The 14,482-nt window shown below is 67.8% G+C and carries 13 protein-coding genes; 6 read left to right on the top strand and 7 right to left on the bottom strand.

The features are described 5' to 3' along the window. Nucleotides 1–307: 307 nt before the first annotated feature. Genes fdxA through ACFO0A_RS02610 form a run of 3 tightly spaced genes read right to left on the bottom strand, consistent with a single transcriptional unit; the run spans nt 308 to nt 3,596 of the window. Nucleotides 308–646, bottom strand: a complete 339-nt coding sequence (gene fdxA, locus ACFO0A_RS02600; RefSeq protein ID WP_379537420.1) for a ferredoxin FdxA — start codon at nt 644–646, stop codon at nt 308–310. Beyond that, nucleotides 643–1,029, bottom strand: coding sequence for an RNA-binding S4 domain-containing protein (locus ACFO0A_RS02605; RefSeq protein ID WP_379537421.1), 387 nt, complete (start codon nt 1,027–1,029; stop codon nt 643–645). The genes fdxA and ACFO0A_RS02605 overlap by 4 nt, the downstream gene beginning before the upstream one ends. Then, entirely contained in the window at nt 1,026–3,596 is a 2,571-nt protein-coding gene (locus ACFO0A_RS02610) for a helicase-related protein (protein ID WP_379537422.1), read from the bottom strand. Before ACFO0A_RS02610 ends, ACFO0A_RS02605 begins: the two co-directional genes overlap by 4 nt. 183 nt (nt 3,597–3,779) lie before the next feature. Between ACFO0A_RS02610 and ACFO0A_RS02615 the strand changes: the two genes are divergently transcribed. The 5 genes from ACFO0A_RS02615 (at nt 3,780) to ACFO0A_RS02635 (ending at nt 9,857) form a co-directional block, all read left to right on the top strand. Beyond that, nucleotides 3,780–5,471, top strand: a complete 1,692-nt coding sequence (locus ACFO0A_RS02615; RefSeq protein WP_379537423.1) for a M23 family metallopeptidase — start codon at nt 3,780–3,782, stop codon at nt 5,469–5,471. Nucleotides 5,472–5,534: 63 nt separating this feature from the next. After that, on the top strand, nt 5,535–6,533 hold the full coding sequence (hemB, locus tag ACFO0A_RS02620; protein ID WP_379537424.1) for a porphobilinogen synthase: 999 nt from the start codon (nt 5,535–5,537) through the stop codon (nt 6,531–6,533). Further along, complete coding sequence (locus ACFO0A_RS02625; protein ID WP_379537425.1) at nt 6,530–7,054, top strand: GNAT family N-acetyltransferase; 525 nt, start codon at nt 6,530–6,532, stop codon at nt 7,052–7,054. Before hemB ends, ACFO0A_RS02625 begins: the two co-directional genes overlap by 4 nt. Continuing rightward, complete coding sequence (locus ACFO0A_RS02630) at nt 7,051–9,270, top strand: spermidine synthase (RefSeq protein WP_379537426.1); 2,220 nt, start codon at nt 7,051–7,053, stop codon at nt 9,268–9,270. The genes ACFO0A_RS02625 and ACFO0A_RS02630 overlap by 4 nt, the downstream gene beginning before the upstream one ends. Continuing rightward, complete coding sequence (locus tag ACFO0A_RS02635; RefSeq protein ID WP_379537427.1) at nt 9,270–9,857, top strand: gamma carbonic anhydrase family protein; 588 nt, start codon at nt 9,270–9,272, stop codon at nt 9,855–9,857. The genes ACFO0A_RS02630 and ACFO0A_RS02635 overlap by 1 nt, the downstream gene beginning before the upstream one ends. Here ACFO0A_RS02635 and ACFO0A_RS02640 read toward each other — a convergent pair. From ACFO0A_RS02640 to ACFO0A_RS02655, 4 genes are all read right to left on the bottom strand, one after another. After that, nucleotides 9,827–10,501 (bottom strand): YoaK family protein, encoded by a 675-nt coding sequence (locus ACFO0A_RS02640; protein WP_379537428.1) that lies wholly within the window; start codon nt 10,499–10,501, stop codon nt 9,827–9,829. The two genes, ACFO0A_RS02635 and ACFO0A_RS02640, sit on opposite strands and share 31 nt — an antisense overlap. Nucleotides 10,502–10,506: 5 nt before the next feature. Continuing rightward, nucleotides 10,507–11,025, bottom strand: a complete 519-nt coding sequence (locus ACFO0A_RS02645; RefSeq protein ID WP_379537429.1) for a DUF1993 domain-containing protein — start codon at nt 11,023–11,025, stop codon at nt 10,507–10,509. 84 nt (nt 11,026–11,109) lie between these two features. After that, nucleotides 11,110–12,720 carry a cisplatin damage response ATP-dependent DNA ligase gene (locus ACFO0A_RS02650; RefSeq protein ID WP_379537430.1) on the bottom strand — a complete coding sequence of 537 codons (1,611 nt, stop codon included), beginning with the start codon at nt 12,718–12,720 and terminating at the stop codon, nt 11,110–11,112. Further along, nucleotides 12,720–13,724, bottom strand: coding sequence for a ligase-associated DNA damage response exonuclease (locus ACFO0A_RS02655; protein WP_379537431.1), 1,005 nt, complete (start codon nt 13,722–13,724; stop codon nt 12,720–12,722). Before ACFO0A_RS02655 ends, ACFO0A_RS02650 begins: the two co-directional genes overlap by 1 nt. A gap of 298 nt (nt 13,725–14,022) precedes the next feature. On the opposite strand from ACFO0A_RS02655, the gene ACFO0A_RS02660 reads away from it, so the two are divergent. Further along, complete coding sequence (locus ACFO0A_RS02660; protein ID WP_379537432.1) at nt 14,023–14,478, top strand: EF-hand domain-containing protein; 456 nt, start codon at nt 14,023–14,025, stop codon at nt 14,476–14,478. The last annotated feature ends 4 nt before the right edge of the window (nt 14,479–14,482 follow it).

Genomic DNA, 14,482 nt, shown 5'->3' on the forward strand with positions numbered 1-14,482 from the left:
CGGGAGCGAGGGGGAGGAGCGATGTCGTGCGCGCGGAGAGGCGCAAGGCTGGCGAGCGGTCGATCCCGTGCGGGACCGGTCGCGGCGCGCATCGATCGTAGCCTGGCTGTACGTGTCCTGCTCTAGAAGATGACGGCACACCCCGACGCCCGTCATGGACCCGGAGGACTGCCGCTTGACCGATTATATAGCAGATCGGCAATAAAATTTCCACCCCCGCGCGCCGATGCGGCGCGTGGGGCAGAAAAGCGCTGAATTCAGCCGATTTTCCGCGAACCACCGGCGCTAGGCGCGGCGGCCGGGCGACTCAGTCGCCTTCGCCGGGCTCGGGCGAGAAATACTTCTCGAACTTGCCTTCTTCGCCCTTGTGCTCGTCGGCGTCCTCGGGCGAATCCTTCTTGGTCGTGATGTTCGGCCACTCGGCGCTGAACTTCGTGTTCAGCTCAAGCCACTGCTCGAGGCCATTCTCGGTGTCGGGAAGGATCGCCTCGGCGGGGCATTCGGGCTCGCAGACCCCGCAGTCGATGCATTCGCTGGGATTGATCACCAGCATGTTCTCGCCTTCGTAGAAGCAGTCGACCGGGCAGACCTCGACGCAGTCCATGTACTTGCACTTGATGCAGGCGTCGGTGACGACATAGGTCATGGCTGCAGGTCCCCTTCACGAACTTCGTTGTTGTCGCGGACACCGATGCCCTGCGTTGCGCCCGGTGCTATGGCCATCTGCCCGGAATCGTCAAGCGCCTGATGTCCGGCATCTTCACCGGGCACGCGATAGCAGCCGCGCGCTTCGGCCGGCGGTCCGCGCCTGCGAGGCATCGCGACTACCTCGACAACCTGCACGCCCGTGCCGATCGGCAAGGTGAGAACGTCGCCCGGCGCGACCGGCTGGGAAGTCCGCTCGACCCGGCGTCCGTTGCGGCGGACATGGCCCGACGCGATCCACGCTTGGGCGGCAGAGCGGGTGCGCGCCAAGCGAAGGAACCACAGCAGCCGGTCGATCCGCAGCGTGCCGCCAGGATCGGTCATCGGGCGCCCCACTCCGCCAGCGCGGCGAAGTGGCCGGTCGCAGGCGCGCGGACGTGAACCTGCGGCGGGACCTTTCGCCGGGCATTGTCCCGGTGCGGCGGTCGCCAATCCCATAGCAACGGCGCGGGCGGGCCAAAGCGCAGCGCATCGTGCGGCGCCGGCACCCGCGCGTTGAACCCGGCCAGGCGCAGGAGCTGCGCGTAGCTTGCGGTCGACAGCCCCATCGACTGGGCATCGCCGGGATCGAGCCGGAAACGCCGGCAGGGCGCCGCGCCGCGCACGAGGTGGGCGCGAGCGACAAGCTTGTCGGCAAGGTCGACCCGCAGCCACTGACGCCCCAGCCGCCGATAGCCGGTCGCATGCGAGTCCCGCACCGGCTCGAACTGCGCGCTGGGTCGTGCAGCGGCCAGGCCGCGAATCTGGGCCAGCGTGGACCAGAGCGCGAGCGGGGCGGGCTTGAGCATAGCGGGCATGAATATGTCGAGACCGCCGGTGCGTACGCCCAGCGTTCGCAGTCGTTCGCGCTGGTCGCGGGTGAACTGGTCGAAATCTACCGATTCGCGCGGAAGGACGCCGCCATGCTCGACAAGGCGCAAGGCCAGCGCGCGCAGGCTTGCCCCGGCCTCGAGCGCCGTCCCGGCGGCTTCGACCTTGCCCAAGGGGGCGAGGTCGCGGGCAATCGTGCGCTCGAGCCATTCTTCGAGCCGGAGGGCCAGGCCATCGCGAGCCGGACCCAGCGTATTGAGTGCGGGGTCAGGCCGAACGCGCGGGCGGAGCAGCGATCTTCCCGATTCGAGGCAAGCGACGGGTTTGTCTTCCCAGAGAATTTGCCCGTCTCCAGCGAGCTTCAAACCTCCGCCCCCGTGGTCGAGGTCCGCCAAAAGCGCGGCAAGCCGCTTGTCGAGCAATTCGGGCAGGTGACGCTCGGCAGCGGCGAGCAGCAGCTTGCGGTCGCCCGCGCGCGCGGCGGGATCGACGTGAAAGCGAAATCCATCGAGCCGCCCGATCGGCTCGCCGTCCACCGCCACGACGTCGCCTTCTTCGAGCGAAACTGGGAGGAGCGCGCTGTCCTGGCCCAGCTTGCGCATCAGGACCGTGGTGCGCCGGTTGACGAACCGCTCGGTCAGGCGCGCGTGCAAGGCGTCGCTCAACCGCGCCTCCACGGCCCGCGCTCGCGCTGCCATCTCGTCGCGGGCGAGGACCCAGTCGGGCCGCTGCGCGATGTAGGCCCAGCTGCGGATCGTCGCGATGCGCGCCTGCAACGTGTCGATGTCGCCGCCGGTGCGGTCGAGCTCGGCGATCCGCTGGGCCACGAAGTCGGCGCCCAGATAGCCGTTGCCGGCGGAAAGATCCTGCCACAGGCGCGTGACGAAGCGGGCATGCTGGTCCGGGCCGAGTTGCCGGAAGTCTGGCAGCGAGCAGGCTTCCCAGAAGCGCCTTACCAGCGCCGGCCCCCGCACGCCTCCAGCGACGACAGGATCCTCTGCCAGATGCTTCAGCACCGCCAGATCGACAGCGGTCGGTGCGGCGCGCAGCGCCGGGTGGAGGGGTGGGGCCTCAAGGTCGGCAATCAGAGTCGCCAGATCGTCGAACCGCGGCTCGGCCTCGCGCCAGAACAGGTGCGTCAGCGGGGCGAAACGATGCTCCTCGATCGCGTAGATTTCTTCGGGCGCGAATTCCGCGTCGGTGCCGTGGCCGCCCTGGCCAGATAACGTGCCGAAGGTCCCGTCCCGCTGGTGGCGTCCGGCGCGCCCGGCGATCTGGGCCATTTCGGAAGGGGTCAGGCGGCGCTGGCGATGCCCGTCGAACTTGCTCAGGCCCGCGAACGCGACATGTCCGATATCGAGGTTGAGGCCCATGCCGATCGCATCGGTGGCGACGATGTAGTCGACCTCGCCCGACTGGAAGAGCTCGACTTGCGCGTTGCGGGTCTGCGGGCTCAGCGCTCCCATGACCACTGCCGCCCCGCCGCGGAACCGGCGGAGCATCTCGGCCACGGCGTAGACCTGCTCGGCCGAGAACGCGACGATCGCGCTGCGCGGCGGGATCCGCGACAGCTTGCGGGGGCCGATGTGCGACAAGGTCGAGAAGCGGGGCCGCGCGATCACTTCGGCCTCGGGCACCAGGGCGCGGACCATCGGCTCGAGCGTGGCGCTGCCCAGGAGCATCGTCTCCTCGCGCCCGCGGGCGTTCAGCAGGCGATCGGTGAAGGTGTGGCCGCGTTCGGGATCGGCGGCGAGCTGCGCTTCGTCGAGCGCGACGAAGGCAAGGTCGGCGGAAACGGGCATCGCCTCGGCCGTACACAGCAGCCAGCGGGCGTCCTTGGGCTCGATCCGCTCCTCGCCGGTGATCAGCGCGACCTGCGAATCGCCCTTTATCGCACGCACCCGGTCGAACACCTCGCGCGCCAGAAGGCGCAGCGGAAAGCCGATCGCTCCGCTCGAATGCGCGCAGAGCCGTTCGATCGCGAGATGGGTTTTGCCGGTATTGGTGGGGCCCAGCACAGCGCGGATGCGCGAGTCCCCCGTCACTTGCGAGCGGGACCGGTTGGGCGAACCCGTCTTCATGGACAAGGATGTGGCAGGCGCCAACGTCCGCTTCAAGAGGCGGCGCGCCGGAACGAGCCTTGCGGGCTTTAACGCTGGCCCTTCGACAATCAGTGATTTAAGTCGACATTAACTTTACCGGCGCAAAAGCGCGGGAGGGCGCGGACGGACGTTTTCCGGCGCGCAGGGTCGTTTCCGGGTGGAGTGGATCGCCCCCGGACGAACGTGGAAGGGGCGTTCTTGTACAAGGGGCGTGAGCAGCTGGCCGCAGGTATCGACGCGCGCATCTTCGGCGCGTCGGGCACGGCCGCGCTCTCTCCGGCCTCGCTGTCGTTCTCGCAACTCCTTCGCGCGCCCGACGATTCCCACGCCGAAAGCCGCGTGCCCGCGAAATTGCGCCGCGGCCGCCGCAAGGCGATCGGACAGCTCGCTCACGAATGGCGCCACGACATCGAGGCGGCGGTCCGCGATCTCGACTGGGTTCCCGACCTCGCCATCGACGTCGGCAGCGCCCGGTGGTTTCGCGGCCTCGGAACGATGCTCGTGCTGGGCGCGCTGGCGCTGTTCTTCTGGCCCAGTTTCGACCCGGTCGAGGCCGCGCCCGCGATGCGCCTCACCAGCGCGACGCGTGACGAGTTTCGCAGTCAGATGATCGTGCCGCTCGCTTACGGAGGCGATTCGGGACGGCACATGGGAGCGACCGCGGCGGTGGTCCCGTTGGCCAACGCTCCAGAGCGCCCGACGCTGCAGCTCACTGCTACGCTCGGCCAGGGGGACAGCTTCGGGCGGATGCTGCAACGTGCCGGTGTCGGCGCCGAGGACGCCGCCCGGATCTCCACACTGGTCAACGCAGCGATCCCGCTCGACCAGATCGCGCCTGGCACCCGCTTCGACCTTACCCTGGGCCGCCGCACGGGACCGGCCATGCCACGTCCGCTCGACGACCTGGCCTTTCGCGCCCGGTTCGACCTGAGCCTTGCAATCGAACGCCGCGGCAATGCGCTGGCGCTCGTACGTCAGCCGATTGCGGTCGATTCCACGCCGCTGCGGATCCGCGGAATCGTCGGCAACAGCCTCTACCGCTCGGCCCGCGCGGCGGGCGCGCCGGTCAAGGCCATCCAGCAATACCTGCGCACGCTCGACCAGCACCTCAACCTCGAGCAGGACATGAGCCCGGCCGATGAATTCGACATCGTGGTTGATTACAAGCGCTCGGCTAGCGGCGAGAGCGAGACTGGCGACTTGCTTTATGCCGGGCTGAGCAGCGCCGGAAAGCCGCGCGCCCAACTGCTCAAGTGGGGCAGCGACGGCCAATTCTACGAAGCCAGCGGAATCGGACAGCAGCGCAGCGGCTTTGGCGCGCCGGTGAACGGACGCATTACCTCGACCTTCGGTCTGCGGCGCCACCCGATCCTGGGTTTCGTGCGGATGCACGCGGGGATCGATTTCGCGGCGGCCTACGGCTCGCCGATCTACGCGACGAGCGACGGCGTCGTGTCGTTCGCGGGGCGCCACGGCGGCCACGGCAATTACGTTCGACTCGAGCATGGCGGCGGAATCGGCACGGGCTACGGCCACATGAGCCGGATCGCGGTTTCGCCGGGCATGCGCGTGCGCCAGGGGCAGGTCATCGGCTATGTCGGTTCGACCGGCCTGTCGACCGGCCCGCACCTTCACTACGAGCTTTATCGCGACGGTCGCCCGGTCAACCCGGGCTCGGTCCAGTTCGTCAGCCATGCCCAGCTCGAAGGGGCCGAACTGGCCTCATTCCGGGCGCGGCTGGCCGCGCTGCAGCAGGTCAAGCCCGGCGCAGCGCTGGCGAGCATCGGCCAGCAGCATGGCAACGCGACACCAGCGCGCGAAATCGACCGCCTGAGCGACGCCGCCGGTCAGTAAGCGCGTTGGCGGCGGGCGCCGGCGCTTTGCACCAACGCCGTTTTACGGCAGAAGCGCTCGCGCATGACCACCGCTTCATATCCCGCGCTGCGCCTGCGCCGCACCCGCTCGACCGGCTGGAGCCGCGCGCTCCATCGCGAAACCTCGCTCTCGCCGGCCAACCTGATCTGGCCCTTGTTCGTTACCGAGGGGCGAGGTGCCGAAGAACCCATCGGATCGCTGCCTGGCGTCTCGCGCTGGTCGGTCGACGGCATCGCTGCCCGCGCCCGGGAAGCGGTGGCGCTGGGCATCCCGTGCATCGCCCTGTTTCCCAACACCCAGCCTGAGCGACGGAGTGAAACTGGCAAGGAGGCTCTCAACTCCGACAACCTCATGTGCCGTGCGATCCGCGAGATTCGTGACGCCTGCGGAAGCGATATCGGCGTGCTGACCGATGTCGCGCTCGATCCGTATACGACGCACGGGCAGGACGGCCTCGTCGACGACGGCGGGTACGTCACGAACGACGATACGGTCGAGGTGCTGGTCGGCCAGGCCTTGAACCAGGCGGCTGCGGGGGCCGACATCATCGCTCCGTCCGATATGATGGATGGCCGGATCGGCGCGATCCGCGCTGCGCTGGAGCGCGAGGGCCACGGCAACGTCCAGATCATGAGCTATGCGGCGAAATACGCCTCGGCCTTCTATGGTCCGTTCCGCGATGCCGTGGGCTCGGCCGGATTGCTCAAGGGCGACAAGAAGACCTACCAGATGGACCCGGCGAACGCCGAGGAGGCCTTGCGCGAGGTCGCCCTGGACCTTGCGGAAGGCGCCGACAGCGTGATGGTGAAGCCCGGGTTGCCCTATCTAGACATCGTGGCGCGGGTAAAGGCGCGGTTCGAGGTGCCCGTGTTCGCGTACCAAGTCAGCGGCGAATACGCGATGATCGAAGCTGCGGCCGCAGCCGGCGCCGGGGACCGCGATGCCCTCGTGCTCGAGACGCTGCTCGCGTTCCGGCGCGCGGGCTGCTCGGGCGTGCTGACCTATCATGCTGCGCACGCCGCGAGGTTGATGGCCCAGTGATCGAAACCGCTCGCCTGCGCCTTCGCCCCTGGAGCGACGCGGATCGCGACCAGTTTTTTGCGCTTGCGCAGGACGAAGAGGTAATGCGCTACCTGCCAGCACTCGACAGGGCGGCAAGCGACAACGTCATCGACCGGCTCATGGCCGCACAGGGGCGCGACGGATACTGCTTCTGGGCGGTGGAACGACGCGAGGACGGGGCCGTGCTGGGCTTTTGCGGCCTGATGGCGCCCCGGCCGCCCCTTACCGAAGTGGAGATCGGCTGGCGCCTGGCGCGCGACGCCTGGGGCCAGGGCTTTGCCAGCGAAGCGGCAAGGGCCTCGCTCCAGTGGGCCTGGGACAACATCCCGGAGGCGATGAGCGTGGTCGCGATCACCGTTCCCGAGAACGTGCGAAGCCAGGCGGTGATGGACCGGATCGGCATGAAGCGCGACGAGGGCGCAGATTTCGATCATCCGTCGGTGCCCGAAGGCGACCCCTTGCGCCGCCACGTCCTGTACCGGATCGAACGCCCCGCATGAGCGCAGCGGGCTCGGAACGGGCGTCGACCGCGCAGCGCGGCCTGTTCGTTGCGACGGTGCTGGCGGGAAGCTTTCTCCTGTTCCTCGTCCAGCCGATGGTGGCGCGGCTGGCCTTGCCCCGGCTCGGAGGCGCGCCCGCGGTATGGAACAGCGCGATGCTGGTGTACCAGGCGCTTCTGCTCGGCGGCTATGCCTATGCCCACTGGCTCTCGCGCTGGCCGGTTGCGCGCCAGGCGATGATACAGCTAGGCCTCCTGCTGGTGGCGACGTTCACGCTTCCGGTTCACCTGGCCGCGATGGCGCCGCCGGGAGCGGGGCAGGAAGCGTGGTGGGTCCCCTTGCTCCTGGCCAGTTCGATCGGCCCCGTCTTCTTTCTCGTCTCAGCCCAGGCGCCGCTCATGCAGCGCTGGTTTTCCGCAAGCAGGGCGGCGAGCGACCCCTATCCGCTCTACGCGGCTTCCAATCTCGGCAGCTTCGCCGGGTTGATCGCTTACCCGCTGCTGGTCGAGCCGCTGCTGCCACTGCGGATCCAAGTTTGGGGCTGGAGCGTAGGATATGCGGTCCTGATCGCCCTGATCGTGCTCGCCGCCCGTGCGCGCTGGCACGACCGTCCGCTGATTGAGGCGAATGCCGGACCCTCGCCATCGATTCCGCGGCGGCGCATTGCCATGTGGCTGGCGCTGGCAGCGGTGCCGTCGGGCCTGATGCTGTCGACGACGACGCACCTGACGACCGATCTTTTCGCCATGCCGTTGCTGTGGGTCATCCCGCTCGGACTCTATCTCCTCTCGTTCGTCCCGGCCTTCTCCGAGCGGCGCGGCGTGTCGGCCTTCGTGACGTCGATCGCGCCCGTGGCGCTGATCGGAGCGGGAGGGCTGGCTCTTGTCAGCCGCAACAACAGCTCGCTTCTGGTCGCGGTGGCGAGCCTGGTCCTGCTCTTCGTCGTGGCCGTGGCGCTGCACTCCCGGCTCTACGAATTGCGCCCTCCGCCGGAGCGACTGACGCTGTTTTACCTTGTGATGAGCGCGGGCGGCGCCCTTGGCGGGCTGTTCGCGGCGCTGCTCGCACCGGTCCTGTTCGACTGGGTCTGGGAGCACCCGATGCTGGTGCTCACCGCGGCGCTGCTGTTGCCGCTGCGCCCGCTGTTGCGCTGGCGCGAGAGTCCGGGGATCGGCACCGATACGGCCCGGATCGTCACCATCGTGATCGTGATGCTTGGGGCGGGCCTTGCCTGGGTCCTATTCAAAGGCTGGTTCGGCGCGCCGGCCCTCATCAAGCTGGCGCTGTCGGCAGGCATCCTTTTCTGCGGGATCATGGTGGCCGACCGGCGCTGGGCGCTGATGACGGTGCTGGCCCTGCTGATGCTGGCGCAAGGAGGAATCGACACGATCCAGACCTCTCTCGCCGGAAGCCGGACCCGCAGCTACTTCGGGGTTTATACCGTTCTCGATTACCCCGAACTGCGTAAGCGGCTGCTTTCGCATGGGACGACGCTGCACGGGATGCAGTTTACCGACGCGCGGCGCCTCCAGCCCACTACTTACTACGGTCCGACGTCGGGTGTCGGAAGGGTGCTGTCCCGGGCCCCCGAATGGTTTGGCGAGCGGGCGCAGATCGGGATCGTCGGGCTGGGGACGGGAACGCTGGCCTGTTGGCGGCGCCCCGGACAGCGCTGGACGATCTTCGAGATCGATCCGGCGGTTCTTGCGCTGTCGACTGCCCGCAAGTTCACATTTCTGTCCGATTGCGCATCCGACGCGGCTGTCCGGCTGGGCGACGCACGGCTCATGCTGACGCGCGAGCCGGCGGCGAGCTTCGACGTGCTGGCGATCGACGCGTTCTCGTCCGATGCGATTCCGCTCCATCTGCTCACTGCCGAGGCGATCGGAATCTACGAGCGCGCATTGCAGAAGGAAGGCATCCTCCTCCTTCATATCTCGAACCGCTATTTCGAGCTCGAGCCCCAGCTTTCGGCAGGCTTTGCCGAACGCGGACTGACCGCGCGGGTTCTGACCGACAACACGACTGACCCGGCGCTGGCGCCTTCGGTATGGGTCGCCGTCGCCCGGCAGCCGGCGACGATTGCGAATCTGGCGGGAACGGACGCAAGATGGGAAGCGCTTGTCCGCGACCCGTCAACGCGGGCATGGAGCGACGACCACGCATCGATCCTGCCTGCGGTCCGCTGGCGCAACATTTGGGGAAGCCTGTTCTGATGACTACCGGCCCGCACCGTCCCGACGTCAGCATCATCGCGATCCACGGGAAGTCGCCGCAAATCCATCCGAGCGCGTTCATCGCGCCCGGGTGCCGGATCATCGGCGACGTGACGATCGGCGAAGAGGCGAGCGTCTGGTACAACTGCGTGATCCGCGCCGAGGTGAACCGCATCGTCATCGGCGCGCGCAGCAACGTGCAGGACGGCAGCGTCATCCACTGCGACCCGCCGCGTCCGGGAGATCCCGAAGGCTCGCCCACCCTGATTGGCGAGGACGTGCTGATCGGCCACATGGCGATGGTACATGGCTGCATTCTCGACGACCGGGCATTTGTCGGGCTCGGCGCAATCGTGATGGACAAGTGCCGCATCGGCAGCGACGCGATGCTCGCCGCCGGCGCGATGCTGACCCCGGGCAAGCAAATCCCCTCGGGCGAATTGTGGAGCGGCCGCCCCGCCGCATACATGCGCCACCTGCCCGAACCAGCCATTGCCGGGATGCGCGGCGGGGTTGCCCACTATGTCGAGAACGCGCGCCATCACGCCGCCGCGATTCAGGCCGGGATCGCCCCTTCGGAAAGCTGACCGGCGGGCGGATTTGCGGTGAGGCGGACGGCCCATGCCGTCATCGCAGCCGCCCACGAGGCCGCCAGCGGCAGGCTCAGCGCCGGGGCGTGGACCTGCACCGCCGCGCCTGCGATCGCTCCGGCGACCAGCGACGCCCACAATGCCAGGTTGAACAGCCACGACGTGCCTTCCTCGCCGCCGATCCGCGCAGCGACACCCTGGCCGAGCCGCACCAGCGTGCCGGTCATGTAGGTCACGCCGATCGCCACTTCGCCATCGCGCTGGAACACGTTGTTCAGCGCGCCCATCGCCAGCACCAAGGCTTCGAGGACAAGCGCAGGCGCTCCGACCCTTGCCGCAATCGAAGCGCCGATGAGAAGCAGCGCCACCAGCCCCAGTACGGCGGGCTTTCGGCGCGCCCCCGCCGCGCGCCCTGCCAGCGCACCCAGGATCACGCCGCCGACAAACCCACCGATCAGGCCCAGCGGTATCAGGACACCGCCAAGCCCTGCTTGGGCATCGACCGCCAGGCGCGTGGAGTTGCCGGACATGAAGGAGACGAAGTAGCCCCCCGCGCGGAGGAACCCGACCGCGTCCACGAAACCGGCAAGCAGCGCAAGGCATGCCGCAAGCATTCGCAGTGCGGGGCGGTAACGCACCATCCGGGTCAGCCCAGCGCCGGCCCGCTCACCAGATAGCGGGCCATGTACGGGACATAGTCGGCCTTGCCGATCGGCACGCCCTGCTGGCGAAGGATCGCGTAGGCGCTGACGAGGTGAAAGTAGAATTGCGGCATCGCCCAGTCGCGCACGTATTGCTCGGCAGTCATGCCGAAGGTCATTCCGTTGGGCAGGGCGAGCTCGACCGGCAGTTCGGGATCGGCGAAATCATCGGGCGTTGCCTGCTCGAGATAGGCGAGGGTCGCGGCGATCCGCGCCTTTGCGGCGGACGGCGTGGCGTCGTCCTCCGCTGGAGCGGTAAAGGCCTTGCCGGTCAGCCGCTGCACTGCCTCGCCCGCCTGGCCGCAGGTAAAGCGGATCTGCGTGGCCAGGGGAAACATGTCGGGCGCGAGCCGAGCCGCGAACAAGGCCTCGGCATTGCCGCTGTCCGCCGCCTTGACGACGAGGCCGGATAGCGTGCCGAGCATCTGGATATAGACCGGGACGGTCAGGTCGTGGAGCTGCATCGCGGGGCCTCACATCGGCGGATTGCTGGTCGGTTACAGCTAGCGCCGCCAGGTCTATCGCGCCAGTCCGCTCAGCCGCCGTCCTCAGTCCTGGACCATTGCCTTCAAAGTCTCGATGCGGTCCGCTTCGTGCGCGGGCTTGTCGGTCCGGATTCGGTTGATCCGGGGAAACCGCATCGCGAGGCCCGATTTGTGACGCTTGCTGAGATGGATCGAATCGAATGCGACTTCGAACACCAGGCTCTTGTCCGTCTCGCGCACCGGGCCGAAACGGTTCACGGTATGCTGGCGGACGTGATGGTCGAGGAATTTCAGCTCCTCGTCGGTGAAGCCGAAATAGGCCTTGCCCACGGGCAGCAGCTCCGCCCCTGCATCGGGATCGCCATCCCAGCAGCCGAAAGTGAAGTCCGAATAGAAGCTGGATCGCTTGCCGCTCCCCCGTTGGGCGTACATCAGCACACAATCGACCAGCAACGGATCGCGCTTCCACTTGTACCACAGCCCGGTACGCCGGCCGGTGACGTACGGACTGTCGCGCCGCTTGAGCATGACGCCCTCGATCGCGTCGTCGCGCGCCCGCTCCCGGATTGCGGCCAGTTCATCGAGGCTGGCGGCGGCGATTACCTGGCTGAGGTCGAATCGCGCCGGGTCCAGTCGGGGGAGAAACTCCTCGAGCCGCTCGCGCCGCTGCTCCCAAGCCCATGCGCGCAGGTCCTCACCCTCCTGGATCATGATGTCGTAGAGCCGAACGAAGGCGGGATAGTCGGCCAGCATGGCTTTCGAAACGACCTTGCGACCAAGCCGCTGCTGCAGGGCGTTGAAGCTCGCCGCACCGCCCTGGGTGCGCTCGTTCTCCGCACCGCCCTGGTGCGAGCCACGCACGAGCAATTCCCCGTCGAGTACCGCGGGGATCGACAGGCCCTGCGCAATCTCGGGGAAAGTCGCCGAGATATCGTCGCCGCTGCGCGAATAGACGCGGGTTTCGCCCGCAACGTGGACGATCTGGACGCGGATGCCGTCCCATTTCCACTCGGCCGCGAATTCGGCCATGTCGATGACCGTCTCTTCGAGCGGATGGGCGAGCATGAAAGGCCGGAACAGCGGCAACTGGTCGGTGCGCGGCGGCTCCGCGCCGTCGGCCGCCCAGGCGAACAAGGGGGCATAGGGCGGAGCCTGGCCGTGCCAGTACTCTTCCACATCGTCGATCACGACATCGAAGGCCTGGGCGAAGGCGACTTTCGCCAGCCGGGCCGAGATCCCGATCCGCATCGCGCCGGTCGCCAGCTTGAGCAACGCGTAGCGTCCGGGCGCGGGGAGCCGGTCCAGCAGCTCGGCCAGCACGACCGGCGCGGTCGCCCGGGTGGTGGCGTGAAGCAGCGCCACCGCCTCGGAAACCGAAGGCGGAGGCGGACGGACGCCCGGCGGCTCGGGCCACAACAAGCTCGCGGTCTCGGCCGTGTCGCCCACGAAATCGCGGCTCAGGGCATAGAGGATAGGATCGACCCGGTCGGTCAGGAGGTTGCGGATCGTCGCGCTCTTCACCGCCGGAAAGTCGAGGCCGTCGGTCAGTGCCGCAAGCGCCCATCCCCTGTCGGGATCCGGCGTCTCGCGCAGATACCGCGCGATCAGGTCCAGCTTGCCATTGCGACTGCGGGTGTAGACGAGGTTGTCGACCAGGGCGGCGAAGGCCTCCATCAGTCGTCCTCATCCTCATAGCCGACCAGCGCCAGGGCGCGGGCCTTGCGCTGATGGAGCTGGCACCAGCGCAAAAGGGCCTCCTCGCGGCCGTGCGTGATCCAGCTTTCGGCGGGATTCACTTCCTCGATGGTCCGGGTCAGTTCGTCCCAATCGGCATGGTCGGAGATGACGAGCGGCAACTCCACGTTGCGCTGGCGTGCGCGCTGCCGCACCCGCATCCAGCCCGATGCCATGGCCGTGATCGGATCGGGCAGCCGGCGGCTCCAGCGATCGTTTAGCGCGCCCGGTGGACAGACCACGATCTGTCCGGCCAACGCTCCCTTCGGAGCGTCGGTGACGAGCTTAAGGTCGCCCAGTTCGATGCCGTGACGTTCATAGAGGCGGCACATCTTCTCCATCGCGCCGTGCAGCCAGATCGTCTCGGAATAACCGGCGGCGCGCAGCTCGGCGATCACCCGCTGGGCCTTGCCGAGCGCGTAGGCGCCGACCAAGACGCAGCGATCGGGGTTGGCAGCACGTGCCGAAAGCAGGCGGCCGATCTCGCCGGCAATCGGCGGGTGCCGAAAAAGGGGCAGGCCGAACGTCGCCTCGGTCACGAAGATGTCGCAGCGGGTGACTTCGAACGGAGGGCAGGTCGGATCGGCCCGGCGCTTGTAATCGCCGGTAACGACAACCCGCTCGCCTGCATGCTCGAGCAGGATCTGCGCCGATCCCAGGACATGGCCCGCCGGAATGAAGGTCGCATCAACTTCGCCCGGCAGACGAAGGGTTTCGCCGTATGCGATCGGCGTCGCACCAGCGTCGGTGAAATAGCGGAGCAACATGATGTCGAGCGTTGCGGGTGTTGCGATCGTGCGGCCGTGCCCACCCCGGGCGTGATCGGCATGACCGTGCGTGACCAGCGCGCGCTCGACTGGACGCGCCGGATCGATCCAGGCATCGGCGGGGACGATGTGGATGCCATGCGGCTCGGGTCGGATCCACGAAAAGTCAGCGCCCATCGTCCCCACCCAACCGCGCGGCGTGACGATTCGTTCCCCCTCCGACGCGCCGTAAGGCAAGAGCGTGCCGCTATGCGGTTGCGGATCAGGCAATTGCCGTTAGGGTATAAGGTGTCCGGCGACTGCGGGCGACAAGGGGATGAGAATGCGTAAGGCGATGATTTCTGGCCAGTCTGCCGGGCTCGCGCACGCTTCGGACCCTCGTCGACGGGGGCGGTTGGCGCTTGCCGCCGCGCCCGCGCTCGCGTTGGCGCTTTTGCTCGCTGGATGCAAAGACAAGGAAACCGGGCCTGCTCCGGTGGACGAGCCGTCGGCTCCCGCCGTGGCGACTCCCGTTCCAGCGGCGGTCACCGATCCCTCGGCGATCCGTCCGCTTGCTAGTTTCGCGGGCACGGACACCGACAGCGATGGAAAGGTCTCGTCGGCCGAATACGCCGCCGCCGCCGCCAAGCTGTTCGAAGCGACCGACGCGAACAAGGACGGCACGATCACGGTCGCGGAAATGGACGCCGCGCGTGAGGCGCTGCACACCACGGGCATGACCAGTTCGGAAAAGTTGATCGCCGAGGCGGACAGCGACGGCGACGACAAGCTGACGCTTGCTGAGTTCGTCGCCAATACCAATGCCCGGTTCGAACGGTTCGATACCAACGCCGACGGTGTCCTCAGCGTGGCTGAGTGGAACGCCGGCCACGAAGTCGTGCTCCAGCCCGTTCCGTCGCCTAGCGCTCCGGCAGCCAAGCCACGCAAGTAAGCCC

It is taken from the genome of Novosphingobium tardum (genome assembly GCF_042652045.1).
Taxonomy (GTDB): Bacteria; Pseudomonadota; Alphaproteobacteria; order Sphingomonadales; family Sphingomonadaceae; genus Novosphingobium; species Novosphingobium tardum.